This is a genomic window from Terrirhizobium terrae (assembly GCF_030323265.1).
GTDB lineage: Bacteria > Pseudomonadota > Alphaproteobacteria > Rhizobiales > Rhizobiaceae > Neorhizobium.
Genome location: NZ_CP104992.1, coordinates 1,143,627 through 1,160,504, shown reverse-complemented (window position 1 = coordinate 1,160,504; position 16,878 = coordinate 1,143,627). Strand labels below are relative to the sequence as shown.

3 protein-coding genes and 2 pseudogenes are annotated in these 16,878 nt (G+C 62.6%); 4 read left to right on the top strand and 1 reads right to left on the bottom strand.

Translation table 11 applies throughout. The annotated features are described in order from the left end of the window. The first annotated feature begins 181 nt into the window (after positions 1 to 181). Positions 182 to 8,639, top strand: a pseudogene (locus N7E02_RS13670) (glycoside hydrolase family 94 protein). A gap of 922 nt (positions 8,640 to 9,561) precedes the next feature. Here the strand turns inward: N7E02_RS13670 and N7E02_RS13665 are convergent. Beyond that, positions 9,562 to 11,346, bottom strand: a complete 1,785-nt coding sequence (locus N7E02_RS13665) for a glucan ABC transporter ATP-binding protein/ permease (RefSeq protein WP_286582526.1) — start codon at positions 11,344 to 11,346, stop codon at positions 9,562 to 9,564. A gap of 288 nt (positions 11,347 to 11,634) precedes the next feature. On the opposite strand from N7E02_RS13665, the gene N7E02_RS13660 reads away from it, so the two are divergent. From N7E02_RS13660 to N7E02_RS13650, 3 genes and pseudogenes are all read left to right on the top strand, one after another. Then, positions 11,635 to 12,375 (top strand): helix-turn-helix transcriptional regulator, encoded by a 741-nt coding sequence (locus N7E02_RS13660; protein ID WP_286582523.1) that lies wholly within the window; start codon positions 11,635 to 11,637, stop codon positions 12,373 to 12,375. Positions 12,376 to 12,513: 138 nt separating this feature from the next. Beyond that, positions 12,514 to 15,972 (top strand): pyruvate carboxylase, encoded by a 3,459-nt coding sequence (gene pyc, locus N7E02_RS13655; RefSeq protein ID WP_286582521.1) that lies wholly within the window; start codon positions 12,514 to 12,516, stop codon positions 15,970 to 15,972. Between the two features lie 117 nt (positions 15,973 to 16,089). Beyond that, a pseudogene (locus tag N7E02_RS13650) lies at positions 16,090 to 16,842 on the top strand (DeoR/GlpR family DNA-binding transcription regulator); the annotation flags it as partial. Positions 16,843 to 16,878 lie beyond the last annotated feature (36 nt).

Genomic DNA, 16,878 nt, shown 5'->3' with positions numbered 1-16,878 from the left:
TCAATCCGATTTGCAGCTGGCGATAGTTCATGTGTTTCATTTGCATTATTGAAGCCGGCCTCTATCTCCTAGCGCGGATTGCACCGGATGTGGTCGTCGTTTCCCGAACGACGACGCGGTGTCCGGCGTAGGCCGAGCAATTTGGCCCATAAACCCCGAATTTTCATTCAGAAGCGTATCCATGTCCCTTGAAAATCCGAAGTCAGTCTCCTCGCGAGAAACAGATGCCAAACAGGTCGATCACAACGATCTCGATCCGTGCGACATATCTTACGATAGAAGACCTTAGGGATCACGGCGAGCAGCTGGGTCGCGAGGCGATCACCGAGCTCCCGGGCTTCATGTCCTTCGAGTTCTTCCAGCAGCATTCGGACAACGAGAAGGAAATCCTTCGCGTCTATCGGGCGGCCGCCCTGGATGTCGACGCGGGAGCCTCGATCACGCCGGCAGCCGAATGGCTTCTGGACAACTATTACATCGTGGAAGAGGCGATCCAGGAAGTCCGCCGCGACTTCCCGAAGAAGTTCTTCAAGCAGCTGCCGACCCGCGTGGTCGGGGGCCAGAAGATCCCGCGCGTCCTAGCACTTGCCTGGCTTTATGTCGCGCATACCCATAGCGGCGTGAATCGCGATACGCTGGCGGCCATGGTCGAGGGCTTCCAGGAGAATGAGCCGCTCGAGATCGGCGAGATCTGGGCGCTGCCGTCCTTCATCCGCTTCGTGCTGATCGAGAACCTGCGTCGCATCGCCACTCGCATGGATCGCTCGCGCAACATGCGCAAGGCCGCCAACGACACGGCGGACGAGATCATCCGCCTGAACGACGAGGCCGAGAGCGCCAAGGTTCTGGCCGGCGTCGAGAGCCTGGCGCGCGACAATACGTTTGCGGCGCAGTTCCTCTATCGCCTGCGCAACGCCTCGCAGGCATCGGGCTTTGCGACTTCGTGGCTGGAGCAGCGCCTTGCCGCTGCCGGCACGGATGCCGAGACGGTCACCCAGGCCGAGCAGAGCCGCCTTTCGTCCGGCAACGTGACGATGGGCAATATCATCAAAAGCCTTCGCCTCATCGTCGATACCGAGTGGAGCGTCTGGTTCGAGGACGTCTCGCAGATCGACAAGCTGTTCCGTGAGCATACGGATTACGAAGCACTCGATTTCGGTTCGCGCAACGCCTATCGCAACCGCATCGAAAAGCTCGCCCGCCTTTCCAAGCGCAGCGAGGCCGAGGTTACCGAGGCCGCGATCAAGCTGGCGACGGAAGCCGCCGCCACAAACCCGGACGTGCGCGAGACCAATGTCGCCGCCTTCATCGTCGGGCGCCACCGCAAGGAACTGGAAGCGGCCGTCGGTTACAAGCCGCCGCTGCTGCAGCGCGCCGTGCGCGCCTATCGTCGCCTGAACTGGTTTGCCATCGCCGGCCCGGTCCTGTTCCTCACCGTGCTCGCCATGGTGATTGCCGGTTACTTCCTTGTCCAGGCAGCCATTCCGCTGGCCGTCGTGTTCTTTCTGCTGGTCATGCTGGCGCTGCCGGCGTCGGAGGGTGCGACCGGCCTGTTCAACACTGTCGTCACCTATTTCGTCAAACCGGCGCGGCTTGTCGGCTACGAATACAAGGAAGGCATTCCGGAAGAGGCGCGCACGCTCGTCGTCGTGCCCTGCCTGATTTCCAACCGTGATACGGTGGACGAGCTGATCCGCAATCTCGAGGTTCACTACCTCGCCAACCCGAACGGCGAGATCTATTTCTCGCTGCTTTCCGACTGGCGCGACAGCAAGACCGAGCAGAACGAGGCCGATCTCGAGATCCTCGAATATGCCAAGCGCGAGATCGAGGTGCTCAATGCCCGCTACCAGGAAGAGGGCGGCAACCGCTTCTATCTGCTGCATCGCCGTCGCCTGTTCAATCCGAGCGAAGGCGTCTGGATGGGCTGGGAGCGCAAGCGCGGCAAGCTGCACGAGTTGAACCTGCTTTGCGCGGCGACCGCGACACGACCTATCTGCAGGGCGCCAACATGGTGCCTGAGAATGTCCAGTATGTGATGACGCTGGATGCCGACACCCGCCTGATCCGCGATGCGGTGACCAAGCTGGTCGGCAAGATGCACCATCCGATCAACCGTCCGGTTCTCGACCCGGTCACCAACCAGGTCATCAAGGGCTACGGCCTGATGCAGCCGCGCGTCACCCCGTCGCTGACGACGGGAACTGAAGCCTCGGTCTTCCAGCGCGTCTTCTCGGTCGGCCGTGGTCTCGACCCTTACGTCTTCGCCGTTTCCGACGTCTACCAGGACCTGACCGCCGAAGGCTCGTTCACCGGCAAGGGCCTTTATCACGTCGACGCTTTCGAGACCTCGCTCAAGGGGCGCATCGAAGAAAATGCGGTTCTCTCCCACGACCTTCTCGAAGGCTCGTTCGCCCGTTGCGCTCTCGTCACCGACGTCGAACTGGTCGAGGACTTCCCGACCCGCTATGAAGTCGAAGTGTCGCGCCAGCATCGCTGGGCCCGCGGCGACTGGCAGCTCCTGCCTTACATCCTCGAAGCAAAGCGTGGCGTGACCGCGCTCGGCCGATGGAAGATGCTCGACAACCTGCGCCGGTCGCTCACGCCGATCGCCTGGTTCTTCGCATCGGTTCTCGGCTGGTACTTCATGGACCCGCTCGGCGCGCTGATCTGGCAGATTCTCCTGATCTTCTCGCTGTTCGTGGCACCGACCATCTCGCTGCTGACGAACCTGTTGCCGCGCTCGAGCGACAATGTCGCCAAGGCACATTTCTATTCGGTCTGGACGGATGTCCGTTCGACCAATGCGCAGGTCGCGCTGCGTATCGTCTTCATCGCCGATTCAGCCTGCATCATGACGGATGCCATTGCGCGTTCTCTCTATCGCCTGCTCGTTTCCCGCAAGCTGATGCTGGAATGGAAGACCGCCGCCTCGATCCAGTCTAACGCCCAGGGCAGCCCAGCCGACTATTACCGGTCCATGTGGCATGCGCCGGCAATCGCCGTGCTCAGCATCCTGCTTGCCGCGATCCCGGGCGATAACGCCTTCCTCGTCGGCATTCCGTTCGCGGTGCTGTGGATCTTCTCGCCCTTGGTCGCCTGGTATGTCAGCCAGTCGGCCGAGACCGAAGACAAGCTGTTCGTGCCGGAAAACGTGTCGGTCGAGCTGCGCAAGATCGCGCGCCGCACCTGGCGCTATTTCGAGACCTTCGTCACGGCCGAACAGAACTATCTGCCGCCGGACAACTACCAGGAAAAACCGAACCCCTCGATCGCCAAGCGGACGTCGCCGACCAATATCGGCGTCTACCTTCTGTCAACGATTTCGGCGCGTCATTTCGGCTGGATCTCGTTTGCCGACACGATCGAGCGACTGGAGCAGACGATCGCGACCGTCGAGCGCGCGGATAAATTCCGCGGCCACATGTACAACTGGTATCACACCGACACGCTGAAGCCGCTGATGCCGCGCTATGTCTCGTCGGTCGATAGCGGCAACTTCGCCGGTCACTTGATCGCGATCTCGTCCGCCTGCCGCATCTGGGCGGAGGCGCCGTCTGCGCATCTTCAGGGCAATCTCGACGGTATCGGCGACGTCGCCGGCGTTCTCGCCGAGACGCTGAAGGCGCTGCCGGACGACCGCAAGACCGTGCGCCCGCTACGCCGTCGTCTCGAGGAACGCATCGTCGGCTTTGCCAATGCGCTCGCCGCCGTCAAGCGCGAGCACGAGTTCGCCTCGATCCGCATCATCAACCTGTCGGTTCTTGCCCGCGACATCCAGAAGCTCGCCACAAATCTCGACCACGAGGTTCGCTCGGCGCAGAGCGAGGAAGTCATCAAGTGGTCGGCATCGCTGGTCGCGGTCTGCGAAGCGCATATCTCCGACTCGACCTTCGACAACGCAAATGTCGAAGAGTTGCGCGATCGTCTCGCGTCGCTGCGTGACCGTGCGCGCAAGATCGCGCTCGCAATGGACTTCAAGTTCCTGTTCCGCAAGGATCGCCGTCTCCTGTCGATCGGCTACCGGGTGGAAAGCAACGAAGTGGACGAGGCCTGCTACGACCTTCTCGCCTCCGAAGCCCGCCTGACCAGCCTGTTCGGCATTGCCAAGGGCGACCTGCCGAACGAGCACTGGTACAAGCTCGGCCGCCATGTCGTGCCGATCGGCGCGCGCGGTGCGCTTGTCTCCTGGTCGGGTTCGATGTTCGAATACCTGATGCCGCCGCTCGTCATGCAGGAGCGCCAGGGCGGTATCCTCAACCAGACCAACAATCTGATCGTCCGCGAGCAGATGAACCACGGCCGCCGTCTCGGCACGCCATGGGGCATTTCGGAAGCAGCGTTCAACGCGCTCGATCATCAGATGCACTACCAGTACACCAATTTCGGTGTGCCGACTTTGGGCCTCAAGCGCGGTCTCGGCCAGAACGCCGTCATCGCCCCCTATGCGTCGATCCTTGCCAGCCAGTACGATCCGATCGCAGCCGTCGAGAACCTCGCCGAACTGCGTGATCTCGGCGCGCTCGGCATTTACGGCTTCCACGACGCGGTCGACTTCACGCCGACCCGCGTGCCGGAAGGCAAGCGCTGCGCGGTGGTCTACAACTACTATGCCCACCACCATGGCATGTCGATCGCGGCCGTCGCCAACGTCGTCCTGAACGGCCTGCTGCGCGAACTCTTCCACGCCGATCCGGTGATCGAGGCGGCGGAACTTCTGCTGCAAGAAAAGGCGCCGCGCGACATTCCCGTGATGAGCGCCAAGCACGAGGAGAAGCCGGGTACCGGCGGCGGCGAGCTGCTGCGCCCGGAAATCCGCACCATCACCAATCCGGCCACCAAGGACCGCGAGCTGGTGCTGCTCTCCAACGGCCATTACTCGATGATGCTGACGGCGACCGGTTCGGGTTACTCACGCTGGAACGGTCTGTCGGTTTCCCGCTGGAAGCCCGATCCGACCGAGGATCGCTGGGGCCAGTTCATCTTCCTGCGCGACACGGCGACCAACGACTGGTGGTCGACCACGTCGGAGCCGCGCCGTGCCGAAGGTGAACAGACCAAGGCTGTCTTCGGCGACGAAAAGGCCGAGTTCCACAAGACGGTGGGTGAACTCACGAGCACGGTCGAGGTCATCGTCGGTACCGAACACGATGCCGAAGGCCGCCGCGTCACCCTGCTCAACATGGGCACGGAAGATCGCTTCATCGAGGTGACCTCCTACATGGAGCCTGTTCTCGCCGGCGACGACGGCGACCAGGGCCATCCGGTCTTCTCGAAAATGTTCATCCGCACCGAGATCGGCAAGCGCGGCGACGTGATCCGCGCCTGGCGCAACAAGCGCGATCCGAGCGAGCCCGACATGCTGGTCGCCCATCTGGCGGCCGACAATGCCGGCTCCTCGCGTCCGACGGAATACGAGACCGATCGCCGCAAGTTCCTCGGCCGTGGCCGCACCCTCGGCGAGGCGGCAGCCTTCGATCCGGGTGCGACGCTGTCGAACACCGACGGCTTCACGCTCGATCCGATCCTGTCGCTGCGCCGCACCGTGCGCGTACCAGCCGGCAAGAAGGTCAGCGTGATCTTCTGGACGATCGCGGCACCCAAGCGCGATGATCTCGACAAGGCGATCGAGCACTATCGCCACGCCGAGAGCTTCCAGAGCGAGCTCACCCAGGCCTGGACCCGTACGCAGATGCAGATGCGCCATCTCGGCGTCACCTCGCAGGATGCGGCGGCGTTCCAGCATCTGGCACGCTATCTCGTCTATCCCGACATGCAGCTTCGCGCAGACCAGCAGACGCTGCATTCAGGCATGCAGCAGCAGTCCGGCCTATGGCCGTCGGCGGTATCCGGCGACCTGCCGATCTTCACGCTCAGGATCAACGACGAGAGCGACCTGCCGGTCGCCAAGGAAGCGATCCTGGCGCAGCAATATCTGCGTTCGCGCGGTGTCGTGTCCGATCTCGTCATCTTCAACGAGCGGTCGGCCGAAGACGCGCAGGACATGCAGACCTCGATCGAGCACATGTCTGCCCGCATGGGTCAGGAAGGCGGGCGCCAGCACGTCTTCACGCTGCGCCGCGACCTCCTGGAAGGCGGCGGTGCGGACGGTCTCATCGCCGCATCGCGCGTCGTCCTGCACGCCCGCAACGGCGAGATGAGCGACCAGTTGAACCGTACGAGCACGATCTTCGCGCCGTCTACGGAACAGCAGATCGAGGCCGATCGTCGTCCGCTCCTCAACGGCGAGATTTTGCTCCGCAGGCAGAGATCGCGGAAGGTCCGAAGGGTGTCGAGTTCTGGAACGGGTTCGGCGGGTTCTCGGAAGACGGCAGCGAATATGTGGTGCGCCTCAATGGCGGCCAATCGACGCCGCATCCGTGGATCAACATCATCTCCAACGACAATTTCGGCTTCCATGTTTCGGCCGAAGGTGCAGGCTTCACCTGGGCCGTCAACTCGCGTGACTACCAGCTGACGCCGTGGACGAACGATCTTGTGATCAACCGTCCGGGCGAAGGCTTCTATGTTGCCGATCTCGACAAGGGCACCGTCGTCACGCCGTTCGCCGCGCTGTCGCGTCGTCCGGAAACCGTGTTCGAAGCCCGCCACGGCCTCGGATACTCCATCTTCTCGACGGAGGAAGATGGGTTGAAGCTGGCGCTGACCAAGACGGTCGACCGCAACCGTTCGGCCAAGCTGTCGCATATGGTTCTGCGCAATACCGGTTCGGAAACCCGCAAGCTCCGGCTTTACGGTTATGTCGAATGGCTGCTCGGCACCAATGCGGCGAAGACGTCGCCGTTCATCCTCTCGTCGCGTGACGAGGAGACGGGCACGCTGATCGCGACGAACTCGTTCAGCATCAACTTCCGCCGCTTCGCCTTCATGGGCATGACGGAAACCCCTCCGGCTTTACCGCAAGCCGCCGGGAGTTCCTCGGCCGCTTCGGCTCGGTGCAGATGCCGGCGGCGGTCGCCAGCGGTTCCGCGCTCAGCGGTTCGCTCGATCTCGACGGCGACCCGTGCGCGGCGCTCGCCTATGATATCGAGCTGGCCCCGGGCGAGGAGACCGAAGTCACCTTCTTCCTCGGCGATGCCGAGACGAAGGAGGAGGCGCAGGCATTCGCCGCACAGCTCAAGGGTGACAAGTTCGACAGCATTCTTGCCGAAAACCGTGGCTTCTGGACCGGCTTTACCGGCCGCCTGAAGATCTCGACGCCGGACAAGTCGCTCGACAACATGGTCAACCACTGGCTGCCCTACCAGGCGCTCGGCTGCCGCATCATGGCGCGTTCGGCCTTCTATCAGGCCTCCGGCGCCTTCGGTTTCCGCGACCAGCTGCAGGATACGCTGGCCTTCCTCGTCCACGAGCCGTCGCTCGCCCGCAAGCAGATCGTCAATGCGGCGTCGCGCCAGTTCAAGGAAGGCGACGTGATGCATTGGTGGCTGCCGGGCACCGGTGCCGGCGTGCGCACGATGATCTCCGACGACGTGGTGTGGCTCGCTTACGCTGTCCACCAGTATGTCTCGGTGACCGGCGACAAGACGCTGCTCGACGAGAAGCTGCCGTTCCTCAACGGCCCGATTCTCGAAAAGCACAAGCACGACGCCTTCATCCAGCCGGAGATCACCGACGAGATCGGCGACCTCTACGAACATGCCGCCCGGGCGCTCGATCTTGCGATCACTCGCACCGGCGACATGGGCCTGCCGCTGATGCTCGGCGGCGACTGGAACGATGGTATGAACCGTGTCGGCATGAACGGTCGCGGCATGAGCGTCTGGCTCGGCTGGTTCCTGGCCGCGGCACTGCGCAACTTCCTGCCCTATGCGCAGGAGCGTGGCGACGGCAAGCGCATCGATCGCTGGACAAAGCATATCGATACGCTCAAGGATGCGCTCGAGACGGACGGCTGGGACGGCACCTATTATCGTCGCGGCTATTTCGACGACGGTTCGCCGCTCGGCTCCGCCAAGAGCGACGAGTGCCGCATCGATTCGCTCGGTCAGTCCTGGAGCGTGCTGTCGGGCGAAGGCAATGCCGAACGTTCGGCGCAGGCCATGGACGCCGTCATGGAAAAGCTGGTCGACGAGGAAGCGGGCATCATCCGCCTCTTCACGCCGCCCTTCCAGGATACCCGCAAGGATCCGGGCTATATCAAGGCCTATCCGCCGGGCGTGCGCGAAAACGGAGGCCAGTATACCCATGCGGCGATCTGGGTCGTCCTGGCGCTGGCCGGTCTGAAGCGCGGTGACGATGCCTGGAAGTGCTTCCAGCTCCTGAACCCGATCAACCATGCGCTGACCAAGGATGCGGCCGAGACCTACCGGGTCGAGCCCTATGTGGTGGCTGCCGATGTCTACGGCGCGGGCGACTATCAGAGCCGCGGCGGCTGGACCTGGTATACGGGTTCCGCCGGCTGGCTCTATCGCGCCGCCGTCGAGGGTATTCTCGGCATCAAGCGCAATGGCGACCGTCTGCATGTCGATCCGGTCCTGCCGACAGGCTGGAACGGTTTCGAGGCCGAACTGACGATCGACGGCAAGGCCCATGCGATCAAGGTCGAAGGCGGTACCGTCACGGTGGACGGCAAGGCCGCGGATGCCGACAACAGCTTCCTGCTGTCGTCGAAATAGTCTGTCAGCCTGACGCAAACAAAAAGTCGCCCCGAAAACCAAAACCGGTTTTCGGGGCGATTGCTCTCAGGTCATGGCACGTCCTTTCCCGTCTTACAGGCATCACTTGGGTCCGCGACGGGGAGAGCCCGTTGCGGCCGGCCAGGTGGGGAGGCGGGCAGTGTGGTGGTTCATTGTGTATTCGTGTCAGGCATTCTGCCCGCCCGATCGATTGGCGTTCCGGTCGTTGATGCGGAGGGTCCAAATTACGCATCCCGTTTCCGGTGGAGGATCTCGCCCTGACGGCCAAGTCCTCCCGCCTTTCAACCATCATCGGGCACCGGATGTTGATCCTGCGGATCCGGTTCGCGACCCGGTTCCCCGCCCAATGACAGGATCAGGTTATTGCGGCCCGCGAAGGTGGGGATGGAGATGGCGCGAAATTTTGTTGGGAGCGTTGATTTAAAGGGGAGTTTTCTGCGCGAACAAGAAATTTCGTCCACGTTGCGAATATCGCGCGTTCGGCCCAATCATCGATAGATTGCGGGCGCAAACGTCTCCCGCCGTCATGCTCGGGCCTGTCCCGAGCATCTGCCACGGTGCTATTGGCTGAGACGTGGTTGGATCCTCGCCACAAGGGCGAGGATGACGCCGAGCGAGTGGCAATCCGCACGAATCCTCATCAAATAAATAAAGGCTCGGCGGTGCCACATCCTTCTTCTCCCCAGCGGGGAGAAGTGCCGGAGCGTAGCGAGGCGATGTGGGGGCCACACGGTAGAACGCGCAAGGTGGCTTCGCTCCCCTCATCCGACCCTTCGGGCCTTCTCCCCGCCGGGGAGAAGGAGGAAGCAACCGGCGGGTTCGCAGTCAGTGAGTGCCTCGGAAAAAAAGCCCAACGCTCAATCGAGCGTCGGGCTTCGTCGTTTCTGCAATGCGCGGGCAGTTATGCCGGGCTCGGGGAAGCCTCGGGCTTCTTGTCCTTCTTCGCGTCGTCTTCCTCTTCGTCGTCCAGCAAGCCGCTGGTTCTCAGCAGCGAGGCGAAGCGGCCGCCGAGCTGACTGAGTTCGTCATAGCTGCCCATTTCGGCGATCCGGCCGTTGTCGAGGAAGATGACGGTATTGGCGTCGCGCACGGTGGACAGGCGGTGGGCGATGATGAAGGTCGTGCGGTCTTCGCGCAGCTTGTCGATCGCCGCCTTGACGCGGGCCTCGGTCTCCACGTCGAGCGCGCTGGTCGCCTCATCGAGCACGAGGATCGGCGCGTTCTTCAGGATGGCGCGGGCGATCGCGATACGCTGGCGCTCGCCGCCGGAAAGCTTGTTGCCGCGCTCGCCGACCGTCGTCTCGTAGCCGTTGAGGCGGCTTTCGATGAACTCGGTGGCGGCTGCGGCCTCCGCGGCCTTGAGGATGTCCTCTTCCGTCGCGCCCTCGCGGCCGAGGCTGATATTGTCGCTGATCGAGCGGTTGAGCAGGCCCGCATCCTGGAAGACGGTGGCGATCTGCTGGCGCAGCGATTTGCGGGTGACGGTCGAGATGTCGATGCCGTCGACCAGGATCTTGCCTTCCTGCGGGTCGTAGACGCGCTGCAGGAGGTTGATCAGCGTCGTCTTGCCGGCACCCGTCGGGCCGACGATCGCAACCGTCTGCCCGGCCTTGGCGGTGAAGGAAACGTGGTGGACGCCCTGCTTGGTATTGGCAAAGCCGAAGGAGACGTCGCGGAATTCGACCTCGCCCTTCACGTCGCGAAGCTCGCCGGCATTGGCAGGCTCGGCGCGATCCTCGACGGAATCCTCCAGCACGAAGAAGTCTTCCAGCTTGGCGCGGGCCTCGAAGATCTGGGTGGCGAACTGACGCAGCAGGTCGAGGCGGGCGATCAAGAGGTTGGCGAAGCCGATGAAGGCGACCACGTCACCGACGCGGATCTCGCCACGCTGCACGAGCATCGTGCCGATGACGAGGATGACGCCCATCGATACGGTGGAGGCGGTGCGATTGAGGCCGCCGGCCAGCGCCCACCAGTCGAGGACCGGGTACTGGGCGGCGAGAAGGTCCTTCGTATAGGCCTTCAGTGCCTGCGTCTCCGCCTCGATGCGGTTGTAGCTGTGCAGCACCGAGACGTTGCTGATGGAATCGCTGACATGGGAGAAAACCTGGTGATAGTGGCTTTCCACCGAGGCTTGGCCTTCCTTCGTCCGCTTCATCACTGCGACGCCGATGATCCAGTAAAAGATGCTGAGAACGAGCAGGACGATCGAGAGACGCCAATCCATCGAGATCGCGGTCGGTATCAGGAGTACGATCGCTACGGCGGTCGCCAGATGGGTGCGCATGAATTCCAGCCACAGGCCGAACAGGCTTTCGGCGGCACGCAGCAGCGTGTGGAGCGCATTCGATGTGCCGCGCTGGTGATGCCAGGCGAGCGGCATGGAAATGATGCGGCCAAAGGCTTCCGTCAGCAGCGAGGCGCGGCGGCCATGGGCGAGGCGGTCGGCCTCGCGCGCCACCAGCACATAGGCAATCGTGTTGAACACGCCGAAGCCCGCCCACATCAACAGGACGGGCGTGACGTCGCCCTTCGAGGAAATGGCGTCGATGATCCAGCCGAAAAGAACCGGCTCGGCGATGGTGATGACCGCAAGCACGATGTTGGCGATGACGATGGCGGTTACCCGCCACTTGTTCTTCGCCAGATATTTCAGAGCCCGGGCGTAAACCTGGAATAAAGTCAAACCGCTAACCTCGTCAGTCGCCAATATGCGTTATTTGGGTAGAAGAGCATTATGGACAAGACCGGGCGATTCCAAGCCTCTATCGCGGTCGCAATGCGACAAAGCAAATAAGATTTCGTCGTGCAAACGAAACGGAATACACGTATCCGTGGTAATTGCCGCGCGAGCGGTGCTAAATATGGCCATGCCGTTTCAACGAATGCTAACCATGCATGTCCAATTATAGGCTTTATTGACATTGATTATTTTAGCTAAATTGAATTCGGCCGGTTGGGCTTGGGGGCGCTGTTGAATATAACCTTGATCGTCCAGTTCCTCGTGTTGCTCGGCGAAGCAAAGACGGCGGAACAGGCGCGTGCCCAGTTCGAAAGTCTTCTCGCAACCTATGGCTTTGATTTCTACAGCGTCCTGATACAGCCTCTGCCGCACCTGCAGCAGCAGCGGGAGGTGCTTGCCGCCCGCTGGCCACAAGGCTGGACGGAACTCTATTCACAGCGCAAGTACAGCCTGATCGATCCGACGTTGCGATGGCTCAGAATGGCGCAGCGACCCTTTCGATGGAAGGATGCGCTGCTAACCCTGAAGGCCGATCCGCATCGCCAGCGGATGAAGCGGATGACGCAGGAAGCAGCGCGCCACGGCCTGCACGACGGCTACCTGTTTCCCATACACGGCCGTAACGGAATGTTGGGCAGCCTGGCTGTGGGCGGGCGCCCGGTGGATCTTTCGCCGGCAGAGCTCAACCTGTTCGATGCCGCCGCCAAGGCGCTGTTCTGGAAGCTGCTGCAGTTCCGGCGCCAGAGCGATATCCTGGAAAGTGCGGTCAGCACGGATGTGCAGCTGACACGGCGCGAAATGGAGGTCATCCTCCTGCTCGCCAACGGCCTGACCTCCAACGAGATCGCCAAGGAACTCAGCATTTCCAGCCATACGGTGGACTGGTACATTAACGGCCTCCACGAGAAGCTCGGTGCCAACAATCGCCAGCATCTGATCGCGCTCGCCTTCCGGCTGGCGCTGATCGCCTAGTGCATCCGGATCGGCCGCCGGCTTAACGCGCGGGCGGCGCGATCGTCTCTCTCCTCGACGCAAATTGTGCTTGCCTAATGCAGGTGATGTTGATCTCTTTGCAGCGCAGCATGTCGATAATGCCTTGAGGAGGTTGCGTTGCCGATATCCAAGATTCTCGTTGCCAATCGCTCCGAGATTGCCATCCGTGTTTTCCGCGCCGCCAACGAACTTGGCATCAAGACAGTCGCGATCTGGGCGGAGGAAGACAAGCTTTCGCTCCACCGCTTCAAGGCGGACGAGAGCTATCAGGTCGGGCGCGGCCCGCATCTGGAAAAAGATCTCGGGCCGATCGAGAGCTATCTGTCGATCCCGGAAGTGATCCGCGTGGCAAAACTATCCGGCGCCGATGCGATCCATCCCGGCTACGGACTTCTGTCCGAAAGCCCGGAATTCGTCGACGCCTGCGACGAGGCAGGGATCATCTTCATCGGCCCGCGCCCGGATACAATGCGCAAGCTCGGCAACAAGGTCGCGGCGCGCAATCTCGCGATTTCCGTCGGCGTTCCCGTCGTGCCGGCAACCGAGCCCCTGCCGGATGATATGGCTGAGGTGGCGAAGATGGCCGAGGAGATCGGTTACCCGGTCATGCTCAAGGCTTCCTGGGGTGGCGGCGGGCGCGGCATGCGCGCGATCCGCGATCCCAAGGATCTTTCCCGCGAAGTCGTCGAAGCCAAGCGCGAGGCGATGGCCGCCTTCGGCAAGGATGAAGTCTATCTGGAAAAGCTGGTCGAGCGGGCCCGGCATGTCGAAAGCCAGATCCTGGGCGATACCCACGGCAATGTCGTGCATCTGTTCGAGCGCGATTGCTCCATCCAGCGCCGCAACCAGAAGGTCGTCGAGCGAGCTCCCGCTCCCTACCTCTCGGAGGCGCAGCGGGCTGAACTCGCCGGCTATTCGCTGAAGATCGCAGGCGCCACGAACTATGTCGGCGCCGGCACGGTCGAATATCTGATGGATGCCGATAGCGGCAAGTTCTACTTCATCGAGGTCAACCCGCGCATCCAGGTGGAGCATACGGTGACCGAGGTCGTCACCGGCATCGATATCGTCAAGGCGCAGATCCATATCCTCGACGGCTTTGCCATCGGCACGCCGGAATCGGGTGTGCCTGCCCAGGAAAACATCCGTCTCAACGGCCATGCCCTGCAGTGCCGCATCACGACGGAAGACCCGGAACACAATTTCATTCCGGATTACGGCCGCATCACCGCCTATCGCTCGGCGTCGGGCTTCGGCATCCGTCTCGATGGCGGCACGTCCTATACGGGCGCGATCATCACCCGCTATTACGATCCACTGCTGGTCAAGGTGACCGCCTGGGCGCCGCAGCCGCTGGAGGCGATCTCGCGCATGGACCGCGCGCTGCGCGAATTCCGTATCCGCGGCGTCGCCACCAACCTGACCTTCCTCGAAGCGATCATCACCCACCCGAAATTCCGCGACAATTCCTACACGACGCGGTTCATCGATACGACGCCGGAACTGTTCGAGCAGGTCAAGCGCGCCGACCGCGCCACCAAGCTGCTCACCTATCTCGCCGACGTCACCGTCAACGGCCATCCGGAAACCAAAGGCCGGCCTGAACCTTCGGCAAATGCGACGAAGCCGGTCATTCCCTATATCAACGGGGATGTCCCCGCCGGCACCAAGCAGAAGCTGGATGAGCTCGGCCCGAAGAAATTTGCCGAATGGGTGCGGGGCGAGGGCCGTGCTCTCATCACCGACACCACGATGCGTGACGGCCATCAGTCGCTGCTCGCCACCCGCATGCGCACCCATGACATCGCCCGGATATCGGGCGTCTATGCCCGGGCGCTGCCCAATCTGTTCTCGCTGGAATGCTGGGGCGGCGCGACTTTCGACGTATCGATGCGCTTCCTCACCGAAGACCCGTGGGAACGTCTGGCGCTGATCCGCGAGGGCGCTCCTAATATCCTGCTGCAGATGCTGCTGCGCGGCGCAAACGGCGTCGGCTACACGAACTATCCCGACAATGTGGTCAAATATTTCGTCCGCCAGGCCGCCAAGGGCGGCATCGACCTGTTCCGCGTGTTCGACTGCCTCAACTGGGTCGACAACATGCGCGTGTCGATGGACGCGGTGAACGAGGAGAACCGGCTCTGCGAGGCGGCGATCTGCTATACCGGCGATCTGCTCAACTCCGCCCGGCCGAAATACGATCTCAAATATTACACGGCGCTGGCTGCGGAACTGGAAAAGGCCGGCGCCCATATCATCGCGGTCAAGGACATGGCCGGCCTGTTAAAGCCGGCCGCCGCGCGCGTTCTGTTCAAGGCGCTGCGCGAGGCGACCTCGCTGCCGATCCACTTCCACACCCATGACACGTCCGGCATTTCGGCGGCGACCGTGCTTGCCGCGGTGGATGCCGGCGTCGATGTCGTCGATGCGGCAATGGATGCGCTGTCCGGCAACACGTCGCAGCCCTGCCTCGGCTCGATCGTCGCAGCCTTGGCTGGCGGCGAGCGCGATACGGGGCTGGACGCAGAATGGGTCCGCAAGATCTCGTTCTACTGGGAAGCCGTTCGTGGCCAGTATGCGGCCTTCGAAAGCGATCTTAAGGGACCTGCCTCGGAGGTCTATCTGCATGAAATGCCGGGTGGCCAGTTCACCAACCTGAAGGAACAGGCCCGTTCGCTGGGGCTCGATACCAAGTGGCACAAGGTGGCCCAGACCTATGCCGACGTGAACCAGATGTTCGGCGATATCGTCAAGGTGACGCCGTCGTCCAAGGTGGTCGGCGACATGGCGCTGATGATGGTCAGCCAGGACCTGACGGTTGCCGATGTCGAGAACCCGGCGAAGGATATCGCCTTCCCGGATTCGGTCGTCGCCATGCTGAAAGGCGATCTCGGCCAGCCTCCGGGCGGATGGCCTGAAGGCATCCAGAAGAAGGCGCTGAAGGGCGACAAGCCCTATACGGCGGTGCCCGGCTCGCTGCTGCCACCGGCCGATCTTAACGCCGAGCGCAAGGTCATCGAGGACAAGCTGGAGCGGAAGGTCGACGATTTCGAATTCGCCTCCTACCTGATGTATCCCAAGGTGTTCACCGATTTCGCGCTGGCATCCGACATGTACGGCCCGGTCTCGGTCCTGCCCACCCACGCCTATTTCTACGGCATGGCCGACGGCGAGGAACTGCATGCCGATATCGAGAAGGGCAAGACGCTGGTCGTGGTCAATCAGGCGGCCAGCGCGCCGGATGCCCAGGGCATGGTAACCGTCTTCTTCGAGCTGAACGGCCAGCCGCGCCGCATCAAGGTGCCGGATCGCAACCGCGCCTCGGCCAGCGCCGTGCGGGCGAAGGCCGAGCCCGGCAATGCCGCCCATCTCGGCGCCCCGATGCCGGGCGTCGTCTCGACGGTTGCCGTGTCCACCGGCCAGTCGGTCAAGGCGGGCGACGTGCTGCTGTCGATCGAGGCGATGAAGATGGAAACGGCGCTGCATGCGGAGAAGGACGGCACGATCGCCGAAGTTCTCGTCAAGGCCGGCGACCAGATCGATGCCAAGGATCTGCTGATCGTCTACGGGTCCTGAGGCGGCCACAGCATCTGATCCAAGCCAAAGCGGCCCCGAATTCGGGGCCGCTTTTTTCGTATAAAAATGAATCGCACGTTGTTGCACGATTGTTCCGATTAATGCATGATTATCGGCATGGATCATTTTGTCAGTGAAAGACAGGCGCAGATATTGGCCGAGCTTCGCGTCAAGGGACGCGTCTCGGCTCAGGATCTCGCATCAGCCTTCGATGTATCAGAAGACACGGTGCGGCGTGACCTGCGGGAAATGGCGGCGCGGGGCGAATGCGAGCGTGTCTATGGCGGTGCCTTGCTGCCGGGCGGCAGCACCGTGCCACTAAGGACGCGCGTGGCCGAGGAGCCGGATCGCAAGGCGGTGCTCGGGCAGATGGTCGCGGAATTGCTCGTCGAAGGCAGTGTCGTCTTCTTCGATGCGGGATCGACCAATCTGGCCATCGCCCGCAGCCTGCCGGAGGGATTTCGCCTGACGGCCGTCACCAACACGCCGGTCATCGCGGCGGAACTCGCCGGGCGGGCGGGCGTCGATCTGGTCATGATCGGCGGCAGGGTCGATCCTGCGGTCGGCGCGGCAATCGATGCGACCGCGATCCGCCAGCTGGAGACGATACGGCCGGATCTCTGCATATTGGGCGCCTGCGGCCTGACGCTCGAGGACGGGCTTGCCGCCGATGTCTTCGAGGACGCGGCCTTCAAGCGGCTGGCCTGTGCCGCGAGCAAGCGCAGTCTCGCCGCCGTCACCTCCGACAAGCTCGGCCATCGCGCGGCGTTTCACGTCCATGACCTTCAGCCATCCCTGACGCTGGTGCTGGAAGCCGATGCGGAACGGGCGATGGTCGGGGCGATCGCTGCTCGGGGCGTCGACCTCCACCAGCTCGTCGCCATGACGAACACAAACGAAAAAGAT